Here is a 25,010-nt window from a genome sequence, read left to right as displayed (position 1 = left end):
TGCTAGAACCAAAAAGCCTCTGTTTGTTTTGATCCTTTTAAGGGGACAGCGCTTTGTTTCGGTCAAAGAAAAACACTCTTACTATGATCGCAGTAAGAGTGTGTGTGATCAGTTGAAAAAGTGCAATCGTCGATACTATGGTTTGGTTACCTTAACCAAGGCGACCGACTGACCAGAAGAATCAAATCGTTTTTGAAAAATAGGTCAACGGTTCGCTCGTCATGTTTTTCATTTGGTTTTTACGCTCATTGACCATTTCAACCAATTGATCAAGGAAATTTTCCATAATGATCCGACCGCCTTTATACGTATACCCACCGATCTTAACGGTTTCCTCTGGCGACAAAATCACCCGACGTGTCCCGATTTTTTTGAAAAATTCTTCCAAGAAAAAATTCGGTAGATAAAAACTGTTTTGCGCCGCAAAAGATTGTAGATAGGCAAAATCATCGATGGTGATATAACAGTCGTCAAAGGCATCAAAGCTGACATACTCATCCATCAGCATGACCCGTTTTTGTAGAATCTCACTGATTTTTTGATTCAATAAAACCAGCGTTTCGATTTCTTTGACTTTATGCTCCAACAAACGGCGTTGTTTTTCTTTTTGTTCCTCATACCGTATGCGTAAATTAAAAATGATGGTTACTAACAATGCGCCCACTAAGACGCCAATCAAACCTGCTATTGCTACTGCCATTCTTCGATCCTTCCTCATTCCTTTTTTAATATTGTATCATATTTGAAAGTTTCGCAAAAAAGATAACGAACTTTTTATTTGACCTTTCTTGACCTAATCGGTATACTATCTCTTAGATATTGCGAAAACTTTATGCTAAACTATATCTATAACGATTTTTAGGAGGACTATCACTATGAATTTAATTCCTACTGTCATTGAACAATCATCTCGCGGTGAAAGAGCGTATGACATCTATTCTCGTCTATTAAAAGACCGGATCATTATGTTGAGTGGTCAAGTAACCGATGACTTAGCAAACTCGATCATTGCTCAGCTTTTATTCTTAGACGCGCAAGATTCTGAAAAAGACATCTACTTGTACATCAACTCGCCTGGCGGAAGCGTTACTGCTGGTCTAGCGATCTTTGATACCATGAACTTTATCAAAGCCGATGTCCAAACCATCGTTATGGGGATGGCTGCTTCTATGGGTTCATTCTTATTGACCGCTGGTGAAAAAGGCAAACGCTTTGCGTTACCAAATGCCGAAATCATGATTCACCAACCATTAGGTGGCGCACAAGGTCAAGCAACTGAGATTGAAATTGCTGCCCGCCACATTTTGGCAACCCGCGAACGTCTGAACAAAATCTTGTCAGAACGTACTGGTCAACCAATCGAAGTGATTGAACGCGATACCGATCGCGACAACTTCATGACCGCACAAGAAGCCAAAGACTACGGCTTGATCGACGAGATCATGGAATCAAACAAATTGAAATAAGCTTGCATAAAAAGGTGTACGAAGCAATTCGTACACCTTTTTGCGTCTTTTGGTTCATCGTCAGACTTCGCCATATTGGCCTTGTTGGTAAGCATGCCCATTTTCCACGTAATGCGTGATGTTTGCCTGATTTTTGGCGATCTCTTCTTCTGTCAACGGGCGGATCACTCGTGCCGGACGACCAAACGCCAACACATTAGGAGGAATGACGGTTCCTTCCGTCACTAACGAACCGGCACCTAACAAACTATTTTCGCCGATCACGGCATGATTCAAAACGATCGAGCTCATGCCGACCAGCGCCCCTTTTTTGATGGTACAGCCATGGAGCATACACTGATGCCCAACAGTCACATCGTCTTCAACGATCGTCGGGGCATCGTGATCAACGTGGATGATCGTTCCATCTTGAATATTGGTACGCGCGCCGATTTCGATTCGATTGGCATCGCCTCGAATCACTGCTTGAAACCAGACCGTACTATCTTTTCCTAGAGTCACGTTTCCTACGATCGTCGCATTTTTTGCCACAAAACAAGGTGTCGCTTGCGGCGAGGCGGGCGAAACTGTTTTTTGGGTTTCATTCCCTGATTGTTCTTTGTCCATCAACTTCTCCTTCCAATCCATAAACGGATCTGCGCTTTCTTTTTTCACTATAGCACCACCCTTGCTACAATGCAAAAAGAGCGCCAGTCAGACTGGACGCTCTTTTCGGCTTACTCGGCTTCTTCTGAAAATTGACTTTGATACAGTTGGCTATAAAAGCCGCCAGCTGCCAACAAGGTCTCGTGATTGCCTTTTTCAATGATCGACCCTTGATCCATCACTAAGATCAGATCTGCTTCACGAATCGTTGACAAACGATGGGCGATCACAAAGCTGGTACGACCTTCCATCACTTTATCCATTGCTTTTTGAATCAGCGCTTCTAAGCGGGTATCTACCGAACTGGTGGCTTCATCGAGAATCAAAATCTTCGGATCAGAGATGACTGCCCGGGCGATGGTCAACAATTGTTTTTGTCCCAAGGAGACATTATCACCTTCAGAATTGATGATCATCTCGTAGCCATCTGGCATCGTACGAATGAAGTGATCGACATTGGCGGTTTTCGCTGCATCAACGACTTCATAATCGGTGGCATCTAATTTCCCAAAGCGAATGTTATCGCCGATCGTGCCTTCATACAGCCACGCATCTTGTAAAACCATCCCAAACAGTGAGCGGACATCGTGACGTTCCATCTTTTTCGTGTCGATGCCGTCGATCTTGATAGCCCCTTCATTGACATCATAAAAACGCATCAACAAATTGATCAAGGTCGTTTTCCCAGCACCTGTTGGTCCAACGATCGCCACAGTTTGCCCAGCTTTGACTTCAAAGTTCAAGTCTTTGATCAATGGTTTTTTCGGATCATAGGCAAAGCCGACATGTTCAAAGGTCACGTCACCTCTGATTTGTTCCGGTAATTGGATATCGGTTCGATTGACTGGCTCTTCTTCCTCATCTAAGATTTCAAAGACCCGTTTTGCTGCTGCTGAGGCACTTTGCAAGACGGAAGACAACTGGGTAATGTTCCCCATTGGCTGACTGACTTGCCAAATGTATTGAATGAACGCTTGCAGCTGACCAACAACGATCACGCCGCTGATCACGTAAAAACTACCCATGACTGCCATTGCGATATAGGTAAAGTAAGCGGTCATTTGCACCAGTGGCATCATCAATCCTGACACAAAGGCAGAACGAAAGCCGTAATAGCGCAACTGGTGGTTAACGTTTTTAAACCCTTCAAGTGTTTGCTTTTCCCGTCCATACACTTTCAACACACTGAATCCAGTCATGTTTTCTTGTACGTAGCCGTTCAGATCTCCTAACGCATTTTGCATGCCTTGGAAGTCCTTTTGCGACTTTTTGACGATTGTGCGAGAAATCAATAAGGAGGCTGGGATCATGATCAATGAAACCAATGCCATGTAAGTATTGATATAAAACATCATAGAAACCGCCATAATGATTCCTAAGAAGGCATTGACGATCCCGATCAAGGCTTGCTGCATCGCACCGCTGACGGCATCCACGTCATTGGTCACCCTTGACAGGATATTCCCTTGCTGGTTGCGGTCGAAGTAAGAAACGGGCAGACGATTGATTTTTTCTTCAATGTCTTGCCGCAAATCTCGCATCGCAGATTGGACAACGTTGGTGATCAGCAGCCCTGACATCAATTGTGAGAAACAGTAACCGACACCAACGACTGCGATCCAGATCAAGCAAAGGATCACGTAATCAAAATTAACGCCTTCGCCTGCAGCGATGTTGCGGCTGATCTCTGTCGTCGGCAATCCAGAAACATACGGCATTGCCGCATTGAAGCCGACGGTTGCAACTGTAAACAGCAAGACTAGGATAAATTGTACTTTGTATGGTTTGATGTAAGCACCTAACCGTTTTAAAGAAGAGATTGCTTTCATTGTGCCAACTCCTCCTCTGATAATTGTGACGCCGCAATGTCGTAGTATACTGGACAAGTTTGCAGCAGTTCTTTGTGGGTACCGATCCCAACCACATCGCCTTCATTCAAGACGACGATCTTATCTGCATTCATGATCGTTCCTACTCGTTGAGCAACGATCAAAACGGTCGATTCTGTGGTTTCTTTTTTCAAGCGTGCCCGCAATTTTGCATCCGTTTGGTAATCCAATGCAGAAAAACTATCATCAAAAATATAGATCTCTGGTTGGCGGATCACCGCACGGGCAATCGCTAGGCGTTGTTTTTGTCCGCCAGAGAAGTTGGTTCCGCCTTCTGCCAAGTGAGCATCAAAGCCATCTGGTGTGCGAGAAATGAAATCTGCCGCTTGCGCAATCTCGGCTGCTCGTTCCAGCTCTGCTTGCGTGGCATCTTCTTTGCCATAGCGTAGGTTTTCTGCGATCGTCCCTGTAAATAGCAACGCTTTTTGAGGGATAAACCCGATCTTGTTGCGCAACGTCGTTAAGCTGTAATCCCGAACGTCAACACCATCCACCAAGACGTGGCCTTCACTGACGTCGTAAAAACGCGGAATTAATTGGATCAAGGTCGATTTCCCGCTCCCGGTACTACCGATAAACGCCACGGTTTCCCCTGGTGAAGCGGTAAAGCTAACATTACGGATCACTGGACTTTGAGCATGTCCTGGATAAGCAAAGGTAACATTTTTGAATTCCAAGAAGCCTTTCGTCTTAGTTTCTGTCACTGGCTGTTCTGGCTCTTTGATTTCAGAAGTCGCATCTAACGCTTCTTGGATTCGACGAGCAGAAACCGCCGCTCGTGGATACATCGTAAAGACAGTCGCAAACAGCATGAAAGAAAACAGCGCATGGAAGATGTATTCGATAAATGCAATCAAGTCACCGACCTGCAGTTGCCCTTGATCGATTTGAATACTTCCCGTCCAAATAATCAAGATCATCACGATATTGAATAAGAAGAAAAAGCCTGGTTGTGCCGTTGCCATCAAGCGAAACAAGCTGCGAGAACTAGAAGCATAGGCTTGGTTGACTTTGCCAAAGCGTTTTTCTTCAAATTTTTCATTGACGAAGGCACGGATCACTCGTAAACCAGAGAGATTTTCCCGCAAGATGCCATTGATTTTATCTAGATTGGCTTGTTGTTTAGTGGATAAGGGTTCCGAGATTTTGGCAATGGCGATGACGGCCATCAGCAATATCGGCAATGCCCCCAAAACATACAACCCTAGTTGTGTACTTGTCCGCATGACCATGTACAAGCTGACCACAAACATCATGGGTGTCATTAAACCTGTCCGTAAGATGCTTTGCATAAACAGCATGATTTGATACGCATCATTGGTCACACGGGTGATCAATGATGAAACCCCGATTTTTTCATATTCGGTATGTGAATAGCCTTGGACTTTTTCAAAAAGATCGTCACGAATATCTGCCACAATGTTAGTGGTGATACGTGACGTGAAATAGCCTAACAAAATGTTCATCGTGATCCCCACAATGGTGATCGCGATCATCGCCGCACCCATTTTCCATATGTAGTCGCGATCACCAGCGGCGATCCCTTTGTCGATCATTCTTGCCAATAACGTCGGCAAACCTAATTCAATCAAAATAAAACCAAAAACACAGATGAAATTAAAAACCAGCAGTTTCTTGTTTCTCATCGTGTAGTGCCACATTAATTTCAAAAAATCCCCTCCTTTTTTACTTCATTACTTCTACTATAGCATAGGAATATTCTTATTGTAATGCACTTTCAACGAAAAAAAGCAAACTTCAGCGATAGTCCTTTCATTTTCTTTCAGTAAGCCTTTTCAAAATGACGTGTTTCTATACTTATTCGTTTTTCTGTGATAAACTAGGGATACTTGTAGTGGAACGACTTACAAACCCGGTGAATTTTTTATGACGACATTTGGAAAGCAAAGACGAGGCTTTCTCTTTTTTCTCACAACGATTGTCTGAAAAAAGCATGCAGCGGCTCTCGAAGCCTTCTTTTCAGGTCACTTTATTCGGACCTCGATTTTGTGATGCAGCGAATTCATCAACCAAATAGACTACTGCGAAAAGCAGATAAAGGAGAAAAGATATGATTTACAAAATTTATTACCAAGAAACAAAAGACCGCAACCCAAAGAGAGAACAAACCCACTCTTTGTACATTGAAGCAGACGATGCAGTGATCGCACGCCGTCTGGTTGAACAAAATACCCCATACAACATCGAGTTCGTTCAAGAACTAGATGAAAAACATTTAGCTTACGAAAAAGAAAACGCTGATTTCAAATTAGCGGAGTTTTAAGATGAAAGTTTCGCTGAAAAATAATGAGACTGGCGTATTCGGCGTCGGTGGACTTGGCGAAATCGGAAAAAACTGTTATGGGGTTCAATTCCAAGATGAGATCATCTTAATTGACGCGGGAATCAAATTCCCCGAAGATGAACTGCTTGGGATCGACTATGTCATTTCCGATTATAGCTACATCGTTCAAAATTTACCGAAAGTCAAAGGCTTGATCGTCACTCATGGTCACGAAGACCATATTGGCGGAATCCCTTACTTGTTGCGGGAAGCCAATATCCCGATCTATGCGGGACCATTGGCACTTGCTTTGATCACCAACAAATTAGATGAGCATGGCTTATTGCGGGACGCGGAATTACACGAAATCAATGAAGATACGATGATTCGTTTCCGTAAAACGTCCATCAGCTTCTTCCGAACGACCCACAGTATCCCTGATGCTTTAGGTGTCGTTGTCAAAACGCCTTCTGGCAATATCGTCGCAACTGGCGATTTCAAGTTTGACTTTACGCCTGTGGGCGAACCAGCAAACTTGCACAAAATGGCAAAAATTGGTGAAGAAGGCGTCCTTTGCCTCCTTTCCGATAGTACCAATGCAGAAATTCCAACCTTTACCAAATCAGAAAAAACGATCGGCAGCTCGATTCAAAAGATTTTTGAAAAAATCGATGGTCGGATCATTTTTGCCAGCTTTGCTTCCAATATATTCCGGCTCCAACAAGCTGCAGATGCGGCGGTTGCGACTGGACGTAAAATCGCCGTTTTTGGACGCAGTATGGAAAATGCGATCGTCAACGGACAGCGCCTTGGCTATATCAAGGTGCCAGATGGTACATTTGTGGAATCTCATGAGATCAATCGTTTGCCTGCAAATGAAACGATGATCCTTTGTACGGGTTCTCAAGGAGAGCCGATGGCTGCTTTGAGTCGGATTGCCAACGGGACTCACCGTCAAATCCAAATTCACCCAGATGATACCGTGATTTTCTCAAGCTCACCGATTCCAGGAAATACCACGAGTGTCAATCAGCTGATTAACTTGCTGTTGGAAGCTGGCGCAAACGTGATCCATGGCAAATTGAACAACATCCATACTTCTGGTCACGGTGGCCAAGAAGAACAAAAACTGATGTTGCGTCTAATGAAGCCAAAATTCTTCATGCCTGTCCACGGGGAATTTCGGATGCTGAACATCCACACCCAGTTGGCACAAGATGTCGGTGTACCAAAAGAAAATTGTTTCATTATGGAAAATGGTGACATGTTGGCCTTAACAGCGGATACCGCTCGCTTGGCTGGTCATTTCAATGCCAATGATGTTTATGTTGACGGCAGCGGTATCGGTGATATCGGAAATGTCGTCTTACGAGATCGTCGTATTCTTTCAGAAGAAGGCCTCGTCTTAGCGGTAGCGACAGTCGATGTGGCGAAGAAAGAAGTTCTTGCTGGACCAGATATTCTTTCTCGTGGGTTTGTTTACATGCGGGAATCCGGCGAGATGATCAACGAAGCCCAACAAATTCTCTTCCGTGCATTGCGGGAAGTCTTGAACCAACCAGACCCAACAGAACACAAATTAAGAGAAGCGATGTCATCGGCTTTACAGCCATTCCTATTTGAAAAAACCGAGCGTCATCCAATGATCCTTTCAATGATTATGACACCGGATAATTTATAGTTTCACATGCAAGGGGAGTTCTCAGGTTACTGGGAACTCCCCTTTTTCCTTTCCGTTATAAAAAGCAAAAAAAAGACCATCGAATCGATGGTCTTTTGGGTTTTTGATTTCAAAGTGCTCTTACTGGCAGTTTGTTTGAAAGCTTACGCTTTGTTTACGTTAACTGCTTGAGGTCCACGATCAGAATCTTCCACGTCGAAAGTTACTGCTTGACCTTCTTCTAAAGTTTTGAATCCTTCACCTTGGATCGCTGAAAAGTGTACAAATACGTCTGTACCGTCTTCGCGAGAGATAAAACCAAACCCTTTTTCAGCATTGAACCATTTTACTGTACCTTGTTCCATTATAAAAAAACCTCCTCGTGCATAAGCACTTAATTATGTGTAACATTGCCTTTGTGCGATAGAGGCCTAACGTGCGTTTCAACATCTATTCAGCAAACAAAATTACAATAATATTTTACACTTGCCCGTATTTTTTTGCAAGACAGACGATTAGACAATTCACCTTTATTTTTAATAATGTTCGCAAATTAGCCGTTGTGTCAGCAAATTTCTTGATGCCAGAGGCCTTCTTCTCGCAAACTAACATAGGCATTGTCGCCAATAATTAAATGATCCAGTAGTTCGATCCCCATCAAGTCTCCGCACTTGATCAAGCGGCGTGTAAACAGCAGATCTGCCTCTGAGGCTTGAGGACTTCCACTTGGGTGGTTGTGAACGACAATCACTCGTGCGGCACTGTAGCGTACCGCCCAATGAAAAATCTCCCGTGGGTGAGCGATCGACTGATTCAACGATCCGATGAAGATCGTCTTTTTTTGAATGATCTCATTTTTGGTATTCAAATAAATCCCTAGCAAGTGCTCCTGACGAAAGTCTTTTAATTCTTGGATCAGCTGATGAGCGATCGCCATACTGGAGTTGATCTTGCCGTACTTTGGTTGAACAGACCGCTGGATCCGCACACCTAATTCAATCATCGCTTTGATCTCGATGGCTTTGATTTGTCCGACGCCGCGAATTTCTTGTAATTCATCGATTGTCGCTTCTTTTAATTCATACAATTCTTCAAAACGATTCAAGACACTAGCCGCTAATTCCAAGACATTTAGGGGCCGTGAGCCAGTCCGCAACAAAATTGCCAACAGTTCTTGGTTCGAAAGGGCATCAACCCCATATTGCACTAAGCGCTCTCGTGGAAACGAGCTTTGGGGAATCTCTGTTTCATTGATCATAAAAAAACTCCTTTGCGTCGGTCTAATAAAAGATACGCAAAGGAGAGAGTATTTCATGAATAAGATGCGCAAAAAATCACAGTTAAATCGAAAAAGCCGTTTCTAGAAAATCTGGGACATCCTCTAGTGAAGGCAAGACTTTCAAGACTTTTTCTTCAATGATGGTCGTCGGCGCGATCAAATCGGGAATCATAATGACTGAGATCCCTGCCCCATGAGCAGCATGAATACCGTTAGCCGAATCCTCAAGGATCACCAATTCTTCTTTTGGTACCGCCAGTAATGCATGAGCTTTTTCAAAAATCTCAGGATCTGGTTTTGCCCGTGTGACATCATCAAAGCAGACGATCTTAGGAAATTCCGCCGTTAAGCCTGCTGCTTCCAGCAAGGTGTCGATCACTTTGCGCTGGTTGCTAGAGGCCAACACTCGAGGAATCTTTTTCTCATCAAGATAATGCAATAACTCGTGGATCCCTGGCTTCAATTCAGCCTCGCCCCGTTGGAACATTTCCAACGTTTGCTGAAAAGCCGCTTGAATAAATTCTTCAATCATCTGATGACCAAAGGCTTCATCGAATCTCTCATGATAAGCTGCCCAGACTTCTTCATCCGAAACACCTACATAGGCTAGGTATAACTCTTTTGTATAGGGAATACCCATTTGATCAGCCACGATTTGAGTCGCTTGGTAATAAAGCAACTCCGTGTCAAAAATCAAGCCGTCCATATCGAAAATCACACCACGTAACTTAGCCATTTCTTCCTCCTATTGCCAACAACAATTCACGAACTTCTGAAACAAAATACAAGGATCCTGTCACCAGCAGCAAATCTTCATTGGTCATTTTTTCTAATAATTCTGCCAAGCCAAACTGCCATAAAGAAACGGTTGAGATTCGTTTTTCATCAAGTTCCTGATAGCCGTCTGCCAAATGCAGTGCTTTGGGAAAATCGAAGGTCGTTAAATAAATCTCGGCTTGGGGAATCGATAGCAATTGCTGAAGCATCTCATTGACGTTTTTGGTTTCAAGCGCTGAAAACAGTACATGGATGCGATAGTCGCTGAACTCTTCTTTCATCGTATCTACTAAACGAGCCATGGCGTGTACGTTATGGGCACCATCGATAATCACTAGTGGCTCACTACTGATTCGTTCCATCCGGGCGGGCCAATAGGCTTTTCGCAAGCCATTGCGAATCTCTTTGGCTGAAAAGGGCAGTTGCCGCAGGTCGCAATACAGGCTGTATAATTGGATCGCAACACCGGCATTTTCTGGTTGATGGCGGCCTAACATCGGTGTTTTCAAGCCTTTGATTTTGCCATGCTCATTTTCAAAATCAAATAATTCGCCCCATTCTTCATCGGGACGACGATAGGTCACACGGTACTCTTGCCCTGCATGATAAGCGGGTGCCTGTGCTTCTGTAGCTTTCAAATCGATCACCGAAAGCGCACTTTCAACGATATTGCCAGTAACAAGGGGTGTTTGCGGCTTGATGATCCCTGCCTTATGGGCAGCGATCGCTTCAATGGTATCCCCTAAGACATCCATGTGATCCATGCCGATCGTCGTGATAGCGGTCAAAATAGGAGAAATAACGTTGGTACTATCTAAGAGTCCCCCTAAGCCAACTTCAATAATCGCAACATCGACCTTTTTTTCTTCAAAATAGCCTAATGCCATAGCGGTAATGATCTCGAACTGGGTAATGCCCGTCAACATTTCATCGCGATCAATTTCAGCAACCAGCGGCTGGATTTTTTCCACCCAAGCGACCAAGTCCTCATCTGATATAAATTGTCCGTTGATTTCAATTCGTTCATTGAACGCTTCAATGTGTGGGGAAGTAAAGGTCCCCACTTGCTGCCCAGCTTCTTCTAAAAGACTGCGCAAATAACTGACGGTCGATCCTTTGCCATTCGTACCGGCGATATGGATCATGGTCACCTTTTTTTCAGGATTACCCATCCGTTTTAATAATGCTTCGACACGCATCAATCCAGGTCTTTGCCCAAATGTCAAACGCGAATGGATCCACGCTGTTGCTTCTTCGCTTGTCATCTCGCTCACCTCGCTCCTATTTTAACAAAAAATGAACGGCTTTCCCAATTTCTTTCCTTTAAACGAGAAAATTGTTCGCCCTGTTTCTATTGAATAAGCAAAAACAAGCATCTCCGAAAGATGCTTGTTTGCGTATGATGTGCTCATCCTATTGGATTGTGCGTAATTGTTCGATCCGTTCTTGAACGGCTTTTTGTTTTTCAAGATAATCAGCTTCTTTGCTGCGTTCTTGTGCCACGACTTCCTCTGGTGCATTGGCAACGAAGCGTTCATTCGCCAGTTTGCCTTGTACCCGTTGAACTTCTTGGGTGAACTTCGCTAGTTCTTTCTCCAAACGCGCGATTTCTTCTTCAATGTTGATCAACCCAGCTAGTGGCAAGTAGATCGTCGCACCTGATAGGATGGCAGACATCGCCAATTCAGGGGCTTGCAAGCTGTTAGAGATTTCTAGTTCTTCTGGATTACAGAAGCGTTCGATATAGTTTTTGTTAGCAATCAAGAATTCTTCGATCTCAGGCTCATTTGCTTGGATCAGCAAAGTGATTGGTTTCGAAAGTGGTGTATTTACTTCTGCTCGGATGTTTCGAACCGAACGAATCAATTCTTTCAACACTTCCATCCCTTGCGCCGCTTTTTCATCCGTCCATTCTGGAGCCACTTGTGGATACTCAGCAACGACTAATGATTCCCCTGTATGCGGCAGCTTGCTCCAGATTTCTTCTGTAACAAATGGCATGATTGGGTGCAACAAGCGTAAAATTTGATCAAGAACATGGACTAAGATGCTCTTGTTAACTTGTTTCGCTGCTTCATTGTCACCGTATAACGTTTCTTTCGACATTTCAATGTACCAGTCACAGAAATCATCCCAGATAAAGTTGTATAATTGACGACCTGCTTCACCAAATTCGAAGCGTTCAAAAAGATCAGTGACTTTTTCAATCGTTTCATTCAAGCGCGTCAAGATCCAACGATCCGCCACTGATTTTTCACCAGAAAAATCAATGTCTTCTTCAGTCATTTCGCTGACATTCATCAAGACAAAACGGGAAGCATTCCAAATTTTATTGATGAAGTTCCAAGCAGCATCCATTTTCTCATAGCTGAAACGCACGTCTTGTCCCGGTGCAGAGCCATTTGATAAGAACCAACGCAATGCATCAGCGCCGTATTGTTCAATGACTTCCATCGGATCGATCCCGTTTCCAAGAGACTTACTCATTTTGCGACCTTGTTCATCACGGATCAATCCGTGGATCAAGACATTTTCAAATGGTCGTTTGCCAGTAAATTCCAAGCTTTGGAAAATCATACGGCTTACCCAAAATGCGATAATGTCATAGCCAGTCACTAATGTATTCGTTGGGAAGTAGCGTTGGAAATCTTCATTGTTTTCATCTGGCCACCCCATCGTTGAAAACGGCCATAAAGCAGAACTAAACCATGTATCCAATACGTCTGGATCTTGCTGCCAATTTTCGGCATTTGCTGGCGCTTCAAGTCCTACATACATTTCCCCCGTTTCTTTGTGGTACCAAGCTGGGATTTGATGGCCCCACCACAACTGACGAGAGATAACCCAGTCATGGACATTTTCCATCCAACGTAAGAATGTTTGGTTGAAACGTGGCGGATAAAAGTCCACCGCATCGTCGGTTTCTTGGTTGTCGATGGCTTGTTTTGCTAATGGTTCCATTTTTACGAACCATTGTGTCGATAAACGAGGTTCGACTACTACCCCTGTCCGTTCTGAGTGACCTACGCTATGGACCATTTTTTCGATTTTGATCAGACGACCTAACGCTTCTAAATCTTTCACGATTTGCTTGCGAGCAGCAAAACGATCCATGCTTGCATAGGTACCTGCTAAGTCATTCATTGTTCCGTCATCATTCATGACATTGACCCGTGGTAGGTCATGGCGGTTACCGACCTCGAAGTCATTCGGGTCATGGGCAGGAGTGATTTTTACGACCCCTGTTCCAAATTCTTGGTCCACGTACTCATCAGCGATGATTGGGATCTCTTTATTGACCAAAGGCAAGATCACTTTCTTACCAATCAATGCTTGATAGCGTTCATCTTCTGGATGAACCGCGACTGCTGTATCCCCCAACATCGTTTCTGGGCGAGTCGTTGCGATCTCCACCACACCGCTGCCATCTGCTAATTCGTAAGACATGTGGTAAAAAGCACCTTCGATGTCTTTGTGGATCACTTCAATATCAGATAATGCCGTGCGGGCTTGTGGATCCCAGTTGATGATGTACTCGCCACGATAGATCAAGCCTTTTTCATATAGCGTCACGAAAACTTTACGAACCGCTTCGGATAATCCATCATCTAATGTGAACCGTTCACGGCTATAGTCTAGGGATAAGCCTAGTTTCGCCCATTGTTCCCGAATGTGACCGGCATATTCTTCTTTCCAATCCCATACTTGTTCAACAAATTTTTCCCGACCAAGGTCATAGCGAGAAATTCCTTGTTCCCGCAGCTTTTCTTCTACTTTGGCTTGGGTAGCGATCCCGGCATGGTCCATTCCTGGCAGCCATAAGGTGTCATACCCTTGCATCCGTTTTTGACGAATGATGATGTCTTGTAACGTGGTATCCCAGGCATGACCTAAGTGCAATTTTCCTGTTACGTTTGGTGGTGGAATCACGATAGAATAAGGTTTTGCTTCTTTGTTGCCGCTTGGTTTAAAACGGTCATGCTCTAACCAATCTTGGTAACGCCCGGCTTCTACTTCTTGGGGATTGTACTTGGTGGATAGATTCTCAGTTTCTGTCATAGTTGGTCCTCCTAAAGTTACGTTTTTTAAACGTAATGGTTGGTGTGGTTTTTTGGTGCCTGTTGCTGGGTAAAGCGCGAAAATGTTTGAATCGTTCAGGATGAGTGCAGTGGTAATTAACAGCTGTTTATTGTTGGTAAAAAAAATTGCTTACAGAGGTCATGGCTCACTTCCGTGATCCTCTATTGTGTCTTAGGGCTTTTGGCAAGCGATCTGGCTCGCTTCGTGAACCAATTTTGTTGACTTCGCGTACTGTTCATCATCTGCTCTGTCCCTCTTTGTGCGCCAGTCATAGTGATTCCTAGTATAGTTACTACGCTCCCTACGGTCGCCTAGTACTGTTCATCATCTGCTCTGCCCCACTTTGTGCGCCAATCATAGTGATTCCTAGTATGGTTACTACGCTCCCTTTGGTCGCCTAGTACTGTTCATCATCTGCTCTGTCCCTCTTTGTGGGCCAGTCATAGTGATTCCTAGTATGGTTACTACGCTCCCTTTGGTCGCCTAGTACTGTTCATCATCTGCTCTGTCCCACTTTGTGGGCCAGTCGCAGTGATTCCTAGTATGGTTACTACGCTCCCTTTGGTCGCCTAGTACTGTTCATCATCTGCTCTGTCCCACTTTGTGGGCCAGTCGCAGTGATTCCTAGTATGGTTACTACGCTCCCTTTGGTCGCCTAGTACTGTTCATCATCTGCTCTGTCCCACTTTGTGGGCCAGTCGCAGTGATTCCTAGTATGGTTACTACGCTCCCTTTGGTCGCCTAGTACTGTTCATCATCTGCTCTGTCCCACTTTGTGGGCCAGTCGCAGTGATTCACAGCAAAAAGCGCCCTAATGCCGAGGCATTAGGGCGCTGATACGCGGTACCACCTAAATTGCAGATTGCTCTGCCACTTTGACGTGAGGTAACGTTCACGACGCGCTTGATCTTACTGTGCGGATTTGTCTGCAAGAAACAAACCGTGGTTCGGATCAAAGACCTTCAAGCTACCTTTTCAGTGTCTGGGGAAGTCTTGCACCGACCGACTTCTCTCTGACCGCCAGGGTCACTGATACTCCTCTTGAACATTGTCTTGCCATCATAGATTCTTGTTTCATCTTGCTACATTCTACAATGAACTTTTTTGAAAGTCAATCAGAGGTTTGCTTTCGCTGCATCGATGGCTGCTTGATAATCTGGTTCGTGGGAGATCTCAGGTACGATCTCAACGTGTTGAATCACGCCTTCACGGTCTAAAACGAAAATTGCTCGGGCAAAATGACCGAAGTCTGGGATCATGATTTGATAGGCCTCACCGAAGGTATTCGCTGGATCATGAAACATGATCATGTCGACGCCTTCTTGGCCGCACCATTGTGCTTGTTCTTCTTTTGTATTGTTAGAGATCGTTACAAAATTTATATCATCCAATTGACTTGCTTCTTGGTTGAAACGCTTGGTCTGCAACGCACAGACACGTGTCACGATATCGGGAACAACGCTGATGATCGTTGGTTTTCCTAAAAAATCAGTCAGTGTATATTCCTTGTCCTCTAAACTTTTCAAGCGAAAATCAGCTGCTTTATCCCCTACTTTTGGTTGGTTGCCGGGCATCTCATAAACCGTTTCTTTGCGTGTAACTTGCATAACATCTCTCCTATAGCATTTTCTCCCAGTATAAGAAAGATTGTCAAAAAACGAAAAGGATTTGCTCAGACTTTCGATTTTTGCGAGTAGGTCGTATCAAAAAAAATCAATGTTTGCAATTCTGTCGTCAAATCAATGTATTGGATATTGACGTCTTTTGGCACGATGACGGGATCAGGGGCAAAATTTAAAATTGCTGTGATCCCAGCATCTACGATCGCATCGATCGCCATTTGTGAATAACGGCTAGGAACGGTCGAAATCGCTACGGTGATTCCTTTTTCTGCTACGACTTCCGCCAATTGGTCCATTCCATAAACATAACGTCCACTAATGGTCTGGCCAATTATTTCTGGATCATTGTCAAAAACCGCGATGACGGAAAGATTTTCATTTCTGCGAAAATTGTTGTTAGCTAACGCTTTTCCTAAATTTCCATAACCAATCAAGGCGATTTTTTTCTCCTCATTGGTTTCTAAAATATAGCTCAAAACCTCAATCAAATAAGGAACATCATAGCCATACCCACTTCTGCCTAATTCTCCTAAATGAGAAAAATCTCGGCGGATCGTGGCTGAAGGAACTTGCGTGATTTCTGCAAACTCTTTTGATTTGATTCGCTGAACACCAGAGGCATCCAGTAATTTTAAATGTCGTAAATAAGCTGGCAAACGTTTTGCCGTTGCTTTCGGAAGTTTTTTATCTCTTAATGCTTCCATCCTGTCCACCCTCCTTGTTAAATGATTCACATATTGAGTGTAGCATGTTCCATTTTCAATAGCAAGAAAATATTCACAAACTCTCTCATACGATGAAAAACGACCACAAATGTTCCCTAACAGTTGTGGTCGTAGTTTAAAAAAGAGAGTTTATTATAAGAATTCAGCGAATTCAGTTGCTGCTTTTTCTTGATTTGCCGTGATTACTTCCAGTTTCAACCCAGCCATCGCCCGTTCCATCATCCCTTCGATATCGAGACGCTCTTCATATTGGTGTACCTTATCCAGTCTTGGGCGCGTCTTTGGTTGAGGAGGTGCAAAGATTGTGCAGCAATCCTCAAACGGCTGAACCGACAATTCAAAGGTATCAATGGCTTCGGCAACTTCAATGATCTCCAATTTATCCATCGTTGCCACTGGGCGCACGATCGGCGTATTGGTTACTTCATTGATGGCGACCATACTATGCAAAGTTTGTGAAGCGACTTGTCCTAATGATTCGCCGTTTAAGATGATCAAACCGTGACGAGCCTCACGAATCGCATCTGTCAAACGCAGCATCATCCGACGGGTGATGGTCATCCAATAGCCTTGCGGCACACGGTTTTTGATTTCTTCTTGGATTTCCGTAAACGGAACTTCGATAAATTGGATGCTTCCCACATAAGGAGCAAGCTTCTTCGTTAAATCTTTGGCTTTTTGTAATGCTTGTTCACTCGTATAAGGAGGACTTGCAAAATGGACTGCTTCGATCTCAACACCGCGTTTCATGGCAAAGTAGCCTGCAACTGGCGAATCGATACCACCAGAAAGCATCAACATTCCCTTACCGCTGGTGCCAACGGGTAAGCCGGCTGCTCCTTGGATCGTTTCATAGGACAGATAGGCGCCATCGACCCGTATTTCCACCCGCAGATTGATGTCTGGTTTTTTCATTTGGACTTTGATATCAGGAAAACGGTCGATCACCGCATTACCTAAGGTCAAATTCAACTGGTTGCTATCTTGCACAAACGAGTGATCGCTGCGCTTAGCTGTGATTTTGAAGGTCTCAACACCGGTGTAGATCTCTGCCATAACGTCTTGAACGGCTTTCTTTAATAACTCAATGTCTTTTTCAACCCGAATACTAGGGGAAAAGTTTTGAATCCCAAAGACTTTTTGCAGCTTAGGAATGATCTCTTGGCTGTTTTCACCGTTCAATAGCAAGTGCATGCGATCTCGCTCGGCATGAACTTTGACATGGGGATAATCGGCTAAGGTACGTTTGACGTTTGAAGCTAATTGCATAATAAAACTACGACGATTTTTGCCCTTTGTTGACAGTTCGCCGTAACGAACCATGATTTCTGAATAATTCACGAGAAAACTCCTTTGATTTGGATTGATTTTATAGTGCTATGTCGTGCTTAATTGATTTTCGAAAATTTTTGGTACAACTGGTGGAAGACGATTAGAAACTGCTCGACTTCTGCCATTGTATTGCTCTCATCTAAACTGATACGAACAGCGGATGTCGCTAACTGTTCCGGAACGTGCATCGCATGAAGCGTACTGCTGGCCATCTTTTTACGAGAGGAACAAGCGCTCGTCGTCGAAAGATAGATCTGCTTTTCTTCAAAGGCATGGACTAAGACTTCTCCTCTGATCCCTTTTAATGAGAAACAAAGTATATGTGGCGCAAACCCTTCAGTGCCAGAAAAAAGCGTGACTTTCTCATAGCCAGCCAGTGCTTCTTGCAAATAGCCTTTTAATAATTGAACATGGTTCGGCTTTTCAGCCTTGTGTTCCGTCGCTAAACGCAGGGCTTTTGCCATGGCAACGATTGCTGGTACATTTTCGGTACCGCTGCGCTGGTTTTGCTCTTGCCCACCGCCAGTCATCAATGGCGCCAACTTACGGCCTTGTTTCCAATAGATAAAGCCGGCGCCACGAGGTCCGTGAAATTTATGTGCAGAGAACACGGCAAAATCGACTCGCTCATTGAACCATTGCTCTTGCGGGACCTTTGTGATGGCTTGGACGGCATCTACATGGAAATGGATCGTTGGGTAGTCCGCCAACACGGTTGCGATCTCATGGATCGGTTGAATCGATCCTACCTCATTATTGACCGCCATCACCGAAACCAAAATCGTTTCTTTGCGAATCATGTTTGCTAATTCTGACACGTTGACAAAGCCTTGAGCATCAACAGGGACCACACTGACCTCAAATCCTAATTCGGCTAATTGAGCCGCTGTTTCACTGACGGCAGGGTGTTCAATACTGGAAATAATCAGGTGATTCCCATAGGCTTTTTTCGCTAAAGCAGTCCCTTTGATGACCCAGTTGTCTCCTTCGGTCCCCCCACTGGTAAATGCGATCTCTTTGGAAGAAACGTTTAACAGATCGGCGATCTGCTGACGTGATTGCTGTAGCAGGCGATTGGCTTGATTTCCTAAATCATGCAAGCTTGAGGGATTGCCGATGATTCGCTGACTGACTTGGACATATGTATTTAAAGCTTGTGGATAAATAGCGGTTGTTGCACTGTTGTCAAAATAGATCAATGATAGGACCCTTTCTCTAAAAAAATTCTTTCCCATTATAACTGCTCTTGGGCTGAGTTTCAAGGTGACTCGCTGGCTTTGGCTTTATTTAAAGGAAACTTTCCCTTCCTTCGTAAGCGTTAATCATGCAGCGAGCCATTCTTTCCATGAAAAAAGCCAGTCAGTTTTTCACTGCTGGCTTTCGTATTATACTAAGTCGCGGTTATTGAAGTAGAAGTTTTCGATCCTTTTGAAGGCACCTGGTTCTACTCGTTCCAACGCTGTGCCGATTTCATCTAGCGCATCTTGATAGCGATATTCTTTACTGAACAAGTAAAGTGATTTGTCGATCGCTGCCTTGATATCTGGATGAGAATGACGATAACGGTTGGCATATTGCATCATTTGCTCAGTCAATGCCGCAGCATCCACCAAGTCTTTCGTTTGTTCATCTAAAAGATCAAGATCTTCTTCACAGACAGAAACCAATTTATTGATTTCTTGCATGTTGATGCGAATCTTGTTCAATTCTTTGCCTAGTTCTTCCACCCGATCTGTTGCCACGAAGAAGAATTCTAAGTACTCACCTGGCAAACCAGGTAAGCGTTGCTTCTCAACAAACCGCTTCAAGTTGCGTAGACGGAATTCGAAGCTTTCCACTTTTTCTTGTGCAACTTTTTCGCCACGACGTAATTCCGCAAGGGAATCATCGATTTCGACTTGCTGGCTTTCCACATCATCCAAAATCTTGTAGGCATCTTTGTAGAAGCTTTGCACTTCTGAATAAGGAATTTCGTGCTTTTCTAATTGTGGTAGGTACTCGTTATTGCGACGAGCCAATTCGTCGACTTCCGTTTGGAAACCACGGACGCGACCTAACTCATTATGATTCAATGTATAGCTTTGTGCCGTATGATCCAACTCGATCAACAACTGACGGTTGTTCTTCGTTGCGTGGTCAATATAGTCTTCAATGATTTGGCGATTTTTCATGACATATTTCTTGGCATTGATCTCACGTTCCATCACCGTATACAAGGCATCGATATCACTTGCAGTATCACGACTTGCCACTTCAACGGAAGCGACTTCTGTTTTCGCTAGATCGTTCATGGAGTTTTCAACTCGTTTTTTCACACGGTTGATTTCTTCTTGGAAGTTTGCTTCTGGGAACACATATTTTTGTTCTAATAATTTTTTGTAGCCATCTTGGATTTCTTTCAACTGATCTGGGAAGGTACGGTTTAATTCTTCGTAGGCCGCTGGGATCCGTTTCATTAAGTCTTCTACTTCATAGGTGTGTTTTTCTGCTTGGTCTAACACTTCCCGTGCTTCCACAGGATCGCCTGAAGTATTTAAGGTAACAAATTGGGTGAACTCAATTTCAATGTTTTTGATTTGTTTTTGCAGCTCATTGTAAGCAGGACCGAATTCTTCGCCTTGATCCCGTAGCTTCTTCTTCAAGTCTTCGTAAACGTCCAACGCTTTTTGGACTTCCAGTGAATTTCGTTCTTCACTTTCTCGTAATTCTTTCAAGCCGGCGCGAATCTCTTCTACTTGGCGTTCCATCTCATCCATGGTCGCTTCCGCTTGAACGATCGCCCCTTTTGCTTTGAAAAAGCGGATGCGTTCGTTTAGTTCTTCCACTTCAAAGATTTGACTCTCAAGTTCAGCAAAAGATTTTGTGGAGATATCTGTCCATTGTTGGTTCCACTCACGGAAGGTGTTTTGACTTTGACCAACCAAGTGCATTCTTTTTACTTCATCGACTTCTTCGATCACCGGTAAGTCAAACAGATTTTCTTTGCGTTTTTCCAAGTCATTTAGCTTTTCTTGGTTTTTCTTCCGCATGAAAAAGCCAATTGCATACAAGACCGCTGCGATGATGATGATGGCAATGACAATTCCAAAGATGATATTAGTTCCCATTTTGTGGTTCCTCCAATTTTCAAATATACATGTTTCGTCTAAAATCTGCTGATCAGCAGATTGATTGATAAGTTCATTGAGTATAAAAAGGACAGACAGTCCCTTTATAAAAAAGCATCTACGCTAGATTATAGCATAAAGAAAAAAATCAAGCATTAGATTGAGGCAAAAAAGATCGACTTTTTTCGCATCGAATAAAATCATTCACGGCTTTTCCATCGATAATGAAAACAAATCGTGAAATTTACATCAACAAGTGACTTTTTTTCTGATTTTTCCGATTTTTTTCAAGAAACCGCTTGATTTCTCCCTATTGAAACTGTACTCTAGTAAAAAGCTTGAACAGGAGTAATGTCAAATGAAAGTAGCGAAATTCGGAGGCAGTTCCCTTGCCTCAGCCGAACAAGTCGAAAAAGTTGTTGCGATAATTGAAAGTGATCCTAAAAGACGGTTTGTTGTTGTCTCAGCGCCTGGTAAGCGTTCCAGCGACGATCAGAAAGTCACCGATCTGTTACTAGCAGTCTGTACCCGTCTGTCTGCCCAAGAAGAAATTACTGATTTAATAGAAGAAATCTATGCGCGCTATACAGCGATCGCCGCCCCCTTTGGTATCGAACAAGTCCATTTAGACCGCATCTGGCAATCATTGGCGGCTTTTCAAACGTTGCCTACCCAAGACAATCCGCATCTTTATGACACGGTCTTGGCAAGCGGCGAAGACAACAATGCCAAATTGATCGCTGGGATTTTACAAAGCCGTGGGTTAGCTGCTCGCTACATGAATCCGCAAGAACTTGGGTTGTTAGTGACGGATGAACCCCAAAACGCCCGTATCTTGAACAAATCGTACGCTAAGATCGCACAATGGCGTGATAGTCCTGAAATCTTAGTGATTCCTGGCTTCTTTGGTTACACAGAAGCCGGCGAAATCTGTACCTTCTCTCGAGGGGGATCTGATATTTCTGGTGCCATCGTGGCGGCTGGTCTGCAAGTAGAATTGTACGAAAACTTTACCGATGTCGATGGGATTTTTTCTGCTCATCCAGGCTACGTTCATCATCCAGAGTCCATCAAAGAAGTGACTTACCGAGAAATGCGGGAGCTGTCTTATGCCGGCTTTACTGTGTTGCACGATGAGGCGTTGATGCCTTCATACCATGCGAAAATTCCCGTGGTGATCAAAAACACCAATAACCCAAGTCATCCCGGCACCTTGATCACCAACCAAAGAGACAATTTGGATCAGCCGGTGATCGGCGTTGCCAGTGACGAAGGCTTTTGTATGATCTATATCCGCAAATACTTGATGAACCGCGAAGTTGGGTTCACGTTACGGGTCTTAGAGATTTTCCGGGAATTTGATTTAAATTATGAACACATGCCTTCAGGAATCGATGATATCTCGATCATTATGCGCTCCAACCAGTTGAATCCAGTATTGGAAGAAGAACTGCTGCGCAAGATCGCCTACGAGATCGATCCCGATGAACTGCGAATGACCCACGATCTATCCATGGTCGTCGTCGTTGGTGAAGGGATGCGTCAGCGGGTCGGGATCACTGCCGACAGTACCGCTGCCCTTGCGCGGAAAAATATCAACTTAGAGATGATCAACCAAGGGTCCTCTGAGGTCAGCATCATGTTCGGCATCCACAAAGAACAAGAAAAAGCCGCTGTCAGAACCCTTTACTACACTTTCTTTGATTAAACCAAACGTGCCAGTTGCACCACTCCTTTTGCTGATAAGCAATCGGAACGGGCAACTGGCACGTTTCTTTATTATTCTGACGATTCTTGGGCTTGCGCTTGTTTTTGTGCCAATTGGCGTTTGATTTCTGCCTTGATTCGCGGTTCAGGAGCAAACCGTTCTTCCCAATCGTTAGGCTTCATGACTTTGTGGGTCTCAGGATCATAATGGGGCTGCCCATCTGGAAAAAGTTTCCCCATGTTGGCGTCATGAACGATAGCCAGGATCGGCGCTGGATCGACCCCTACCAGTGAAAAAGAGCCATAGGTAAAATACAGCAGATCACAGAGCGCATCGACTTGTTCTACTAGGGAATCACTGACAGGCTGTTGTTTGGCAGCCAGCTTGGCTTGGGCTTGATCAATTGCTTGATGCAAATGCTCCAGGCCTGATTGGAAGGTCTCTTCGTCATTGTTGCTGGCAGCATAAAGGAACTCAACTAATTCTTCAATTTTAAAACCAGCACGAAACTGGGCTTTTTCCGCTGAAAAAGCTTGTGGATATGGCGGTCGTGTTGGATCAAAGGTTTTATGAAACTCTTCCGTCATTTCAAATGGACTCATTTCTCTCGCTTCTTTCTGCTTTTTCTAATGGTTCTGTTTCATGGTTCTGCGCTGTCTCCTACGTTGCTTCATGGATTGGCTACACCTTGTTTATTTTTTTAATTCAATCCCTTGCTTGGGCATCCTCGGCAATGATCCCAAAATGGATCAAGGCTTTCTTGATGCCGTCATGATCGTTGGTGTCCGTCACAAAGTCAGCACTGGCTTTGGTGATGGGCTGGGCATTGCCCATCGCAACCCCGATCCCCACACCTTCTAACATTTCCACATCATTAAAATGATCCCCAAAGGCCATCGCTTCTTCCATCGCGATCCCTTCATAGGCCAAAAATTCTTTGATCCCTTTGATTTTCGAACCGTTTTTCGGCACGATATCAACAGAATAGGCATTGGATCGCTTAAAATCACATTGCGGCAGCTTGGAGCGTAATTTTTCGCGCTCTGATTCAGGGCTCAGCATAATGCACTGATAGATTGGCTCTCGTAAAATGTCCAATGATTCATAACGTTTGGCGTTGCGATTGGGACTGAAGCGCTGCAAGACTTTCTTTAAAAAGCCGACGGGAAATTTTTTCGGTACATAGCGCAAATAGCGCTGCATGACGGGTGATTGGCTTAAACGGATCGTCAAGCTGCCAGCCACTTGCGTTTCTCCGCCAAACATGACTTGACGATAATTTTCATCGGCGTATTCTACGATCGCTTCCAGCGTTTGTTTTGGAAAAGGTTTGGCATAAATCAAGGTTTCCTTCGTGTAAACATATTGGCCGTTATAGGTGATAAACATGTCTAACGACAAGTAATCGATCACCTTCTCTAAATCAACCGGACCACGTCCGGTGGCAATGCCGCAGAGGACGCCATTGGCTTGGGCTTGTTTGATGGCTTCACGGGTACTGGCAAGCGCCTTGCCGTTACTGGCAATCAGTGTGCCATCAATATCAAAAAAGATTGCTTTTATCATATGACTCCTCAAAATAATTTCAACTGATTAGGATTTAATGCTTCGTAATCGATCTGCAGCGCATCGATCAATGCGCGAGCATTGTCAGCGGCGTCACGACCGGCATTATTATTGAAGACCACTGCGACTTCTTTGGCATTGGCTTCGATGGCTTGAATCGCTTGTTTTAACTCCGTTAGTTCGGCTTGGTCATAGCGATACAAGGTCCGCAGATTTTTGGCATCTGGCCCCGTCGCTGTCCAGCCGCTGTCATTGCGTCCATGAAAACGGCACAGGACAAACGCAGGATTGGTCACGGTTGGATCAAGGGGAATCGTGGTCGATAGCTTTTTCGGCTGATCAACGACTACTAAGGAAAACTGTTTTCGCTTCATATAATCGATCATTCCCGGATACAGTTTCGGCTGATACCAGCTGCTGTCTCTCAGCTCAATCGCCACTGGGTAACCCGCAAACCATTCTCGCACTTGATCTAAATAGGCGACATTTTCTTTCGTACATTTAAAGCTGTTGGGAAATTGCGCCAATAGGCAAAACAGTTTGCCCGCTTCTACCATTGGCGCGATCGCTTCTTTATAAAGCTGCAGCGCTTCGGTCATGGTCAACTGATCTGGCAAATCCCCTTGGGTGGTCACACTTTGATGGACTTTCAACACAAAGCGGAAATTTTCGGGAATCTGGGTCAACCAATTGCGCACGTCTTTTTCTTTTGGCAAAAAATGATAGGTGGTATCCAGCTCAACTAACGGAAAATAACGGGCATACTCAAATAATTTCGAGTTTTTTCTTTGCACGAGACTGCCATGTTCACTAAATGTGGTACAACCAATTCGAATCATTTTTTCCCATCGCTCCTTGTTTTCTTATTTT

Annotated in this window: 21 protein-coding genes and 1 other annotated feature; of the genes, 4 read left to right on the top strand and 17 right to left on the bottom strand. The window is 44.2% G+C overall.

Translation table 11 applies throughout. The features are described from left to right. Positions 1-181 precede the first annotated feature (181 nt). Positions 182-700, bottom strand: a complete 519-nt coding sequence (locus CXM95_RS03560; protein WP_008377057.1) for a hypothetical protein — start codon at positions 698-700, stop codon at positions 182-184. Positions 701-875: 175 nt separating this feature from the next. Here CXM95_RS03560 and clpP point away from each other — a divergent pair, with 175 nt between their 5' ends. After that, positions 876-1,466, top strand: coding sequence for an ATP-dependent Clp endopeptidase proteolytic subunit ClpP (clpP, locus tag CXM95_RS03555; RefSeq protein WP_005225161.1), 591 nt, complete (start codon positions 876-878; stop codon positions 1,464-1,466). A 60-nt stretch (positions 1,467-1,526) separates the two neighbouring features. Here the strand turns inward: clpP and CXM95_RS03550 are convergent, their stop codons facing one another. From CXM95_RS03550 to CXM95_RS03540, 3 genes are all read right to left on the bottom strand, one after another. After that, entirely contained in the window at positions 1,527-2,120 is a 594-nt protein-coding gene (locus CXM95_RS03550; protein WP_016611938.1) for a gamma carbonic anhydrase family protein, read from the bottom strand. A gap of 62 nt (positions 2,121-2,182) precedes the next feature. Beyond that, positions 2,183-3,940: an ABC transporter ATP-binding protein gene (locus CXM95_RS03545; protein WP_005237514.1), complete on the bottom strand. Its 1,758-nt coding sequence runs from the start codon at positions 3,938-3,940 to the stop codon at positions 2,183-2,185. Next, positions 3,937-5,670 carry an ABC transporter ATP-binding protein gene (locus tag CXM95_RS03540; protein WP_086299150.1) on the bottom strand — a complete coding sequence of 578 codons (1,734 nt, stop codon included), beginning with the start codon at positions 5,668-5,670 and terminating at the stop codon, positions 3,937-3,939. Before CXM95_RS03540 ends, CXM95_RS03545 begins: the two co-directional genes overlap by 4 nt. 401 nt (positions 5,671-6,071) lie before the next feature. On the opposite strand from CXM95_RS03540, the gene CXM95_RS03535 reads away from it, so the two are divergent. Together CXM95_RS03535 and rnjA are read left to right on the top strand one after the other, a co-directional pair. Next, a complete protein-coding gene (locus CXM95_RS03535; RefSeq protein WP_005225157.1) occupies positions 6,072-6,284 on the top strand; it encodes a DNA-directed RNA polymerase subunit epsilon in 213 nt (70 codons plus the stop codon). Between the two features lies 1 nt (position 6,285). Beyond that, positions 6,286-7,965 carry a ribonuclease J1 gene (gene rnjA, locus CXM95_RS03530; RefSeq protein ID WP_086299149.1) on the top strand — a complete coding sequence of 560 codons (1,680 nt, stop codon included), beginning with the start codon at positions 6,286-6,288 and terminating at the stop codon, positions 7,963-7,965. 143 nt (positions 7,966-8,108) lie between these two features. Here rnjA and CXM95_RS03525 read toward each other — a convergent pair whose 3' ends face one another. From CXM95_RS03525 to ezrA, 10 genes are all read right to left on the bottom strand, one after another. After that, the gene (locus CXM95_RS03525) at positions 8,109-8,309 is read right to left on the bottom strand and encodes a cold-shock protein (RefSeq protein WP_005225155.1); all 201 of its coding nucleotides are present in this window, start codon (positions 8,307-8,309) and stop codon (positions 8,109-8,111) included. A gap of 200 nt (positions 8,310-8,509) precedes the next feature. Next, positions 8,510-9,202: a RadC family protein gene (gene radC, locus CXM95_RS03520; RefSeq protein ID WP_008377042.1), complete on the bottom strand. Its 693-nt coding sequence runs from the start codon at positions 9,200-9,202 to the stop codon at positions 8,510-8,512. 82 nt (positions 9,203-9,284) lie between these two features. Further along, positions 9,285-9,959, bottom strand: a complete 675-nt coding sequence (locus CXM95_RS03515) for an HAD family hydrolase (RefSeq protein WP_008377039.1) — start codon at positions 9,957-9,959, stop codon at positions 9,285-9,287. Beyond that, positions 9,952-11,265, bottom strand: a complete 1,314-nt coding sequence (locus CXM95_RS03510) for a bifunctional folylpolyglutamate synthase/dihydrofolate synthase (RefSeq protein ID WP_086299148.1) — start codon at positions 11,263-11,265, stop codon at positions 9,952-9,954. Before CXM95_RS03510 ends, CXM95_RS03515 begins: the two co-directional genes overlap by 8 nt. A gap of 148 nt (positions 11,266-11,413) precedes the next feature. Further along, entirely contained in the window at positions 11,414-14,059 is a 2,646-nt protein-coding gene (locus CXM95_RS03505) for a valine--tRNA ligase (protein WP_034878770.1), read from the bottom strand. Positions 14,060-14,903: 844 nt separating this feature from the next. After that, positions 14,904-15,138 (bottom strand) — a binding site (T-box leader). A 57-nt stretch (positions 15,139-15,195) separates the two neighbouring features. Beyond that, a complete protein-coding gene (gene tpx, locus CXM95_RS03495) occupies positions 15,196-15,687 on the bottom strand; it encodes a thiol peroxidase (RefSeq protein WP_016620880.1) in 492 nt (163 codons plus the stop codon). A gap of 65 nt (positions 15,688-15,752) precedes the next feature. Beyond that, the gene (locus tag CXM95_RS03490) at positions 15,753-16,406 is read right to left on the bottom strand and encodes a redox-sensing transcriptional repressor Rex (protein ID WP_016620881.1); all 654 of its coding nucleotides are present in this window, start codon (positions 16,404-16,406) and stop codon (positions 15,753-15,755) included. Between the two features lie 153 nt (positions 16,407-16,559). After that, positions 16,560-17,768: a tRNA uracil 4-sulfurtransferase ThiI gene (gene thiI / locus CXM95_RS03485; protein ID WP_101698850.1), complete on the bottom strand. Its 1,209-nt coding sequence runs from the start codon at positions 17,766-17,768 to the stop codon at positions 16,560-16,562. A gap of 47 nt (positions 17,769-17,815) precedes the next feature. Next, a complete protein-coding gene (locus CXM95_RS03480; RefSeq protein WP_034872411.1) occupies positions 17,816-18,958 on the bottom strand; it encodes a cysteine desulfurase family protein in 1,143 nt (380 codons plus the stop codon). A gap of 186 nt (positions 18,959-19,144) precedes the next feature. After that, a complete protein-coding gene (gene ezrA, locus CXM95_RS03475; protein WP_016611694.1) occupies positions 19,145-20,866 on the bottom strand; it encodes a septation ring formation regulator EzrA in 1,722 nt (573 codons plus the stop codon). A gap of 358 nt (positions 20,867-21,224) precedes the next feature. On the opposite strand from ezrA, the gene CXM95_RS03470 reads away from it, so the two are divergent. After that, positions 21,225-22,574, top strand: a complete 1,350-nt coding sequence (locus tag CXM95_RS03470) for an aspartate kinase (RefSeq protein ID WP_016611695.1) — start codon at positions 21,225-21,227, stop codon at positions 22,572-22,574. 71 nt (positions 22,575-22,645) lie between these two features. Here the strand turns inward: CXM95_RS03470 and CXM95_RS03465 are convergent, their stop codons facing one another. From CXM95_RS03465 to CXM95_RS03455, 3 genes are all read right to left on the bottom strand, one after another. Further along, entirely contained in the window at positions 22,646-23,176 is a 531-nt protein-coding gene (locus CXM95_RS03465; protein WP_086299145.1) for an HAD family hydrolase, read from the bottom strand. 103 nt (positions 23,177-23,279) lie between these two features. After that, positions 23,280-24,140 carry a Cof-type HAD-IIB family hydrolase gene (locus tag CXM95_RS03460; protein ID WP_016611697.1) on the bottom strand — a complete coding sequence of 287 codons (861 nt, stop codon included), beginning with the start codon at positions 24,138-24,140 and terminating at the stop codon, positions 23,280-23,282. Positions 24,141-24,148: 8 nt separating this feature from the next. Next, positions 24,149-24,979: a DUF72 domain-containing protein gene (locus CXM95_RS03455; protein WP_008377017.1), complete on the bottom strand. Its 831-nt coding sequence runs from the start codon at positions 24,977-24,979 to the stop codon at positions 24,149-24,151. Positions 24,980-25,010 lie beyond the last annotated feature (31 nt).

The organism is Enterococcus sp. CR-Ec1, assembly GCF_002850555.1.
In the GTDB taxonomy this organism is placed as follows: domain Bacteria; phylum Bacillota; class Bacilli; order Lactobacillales; family Enterococcaceae; genus Enterococcus_D; species Enterococcus_D entomosocium.
This window is presented reverse-complemented; position numbering and strand designations above follow the sequence as displayed.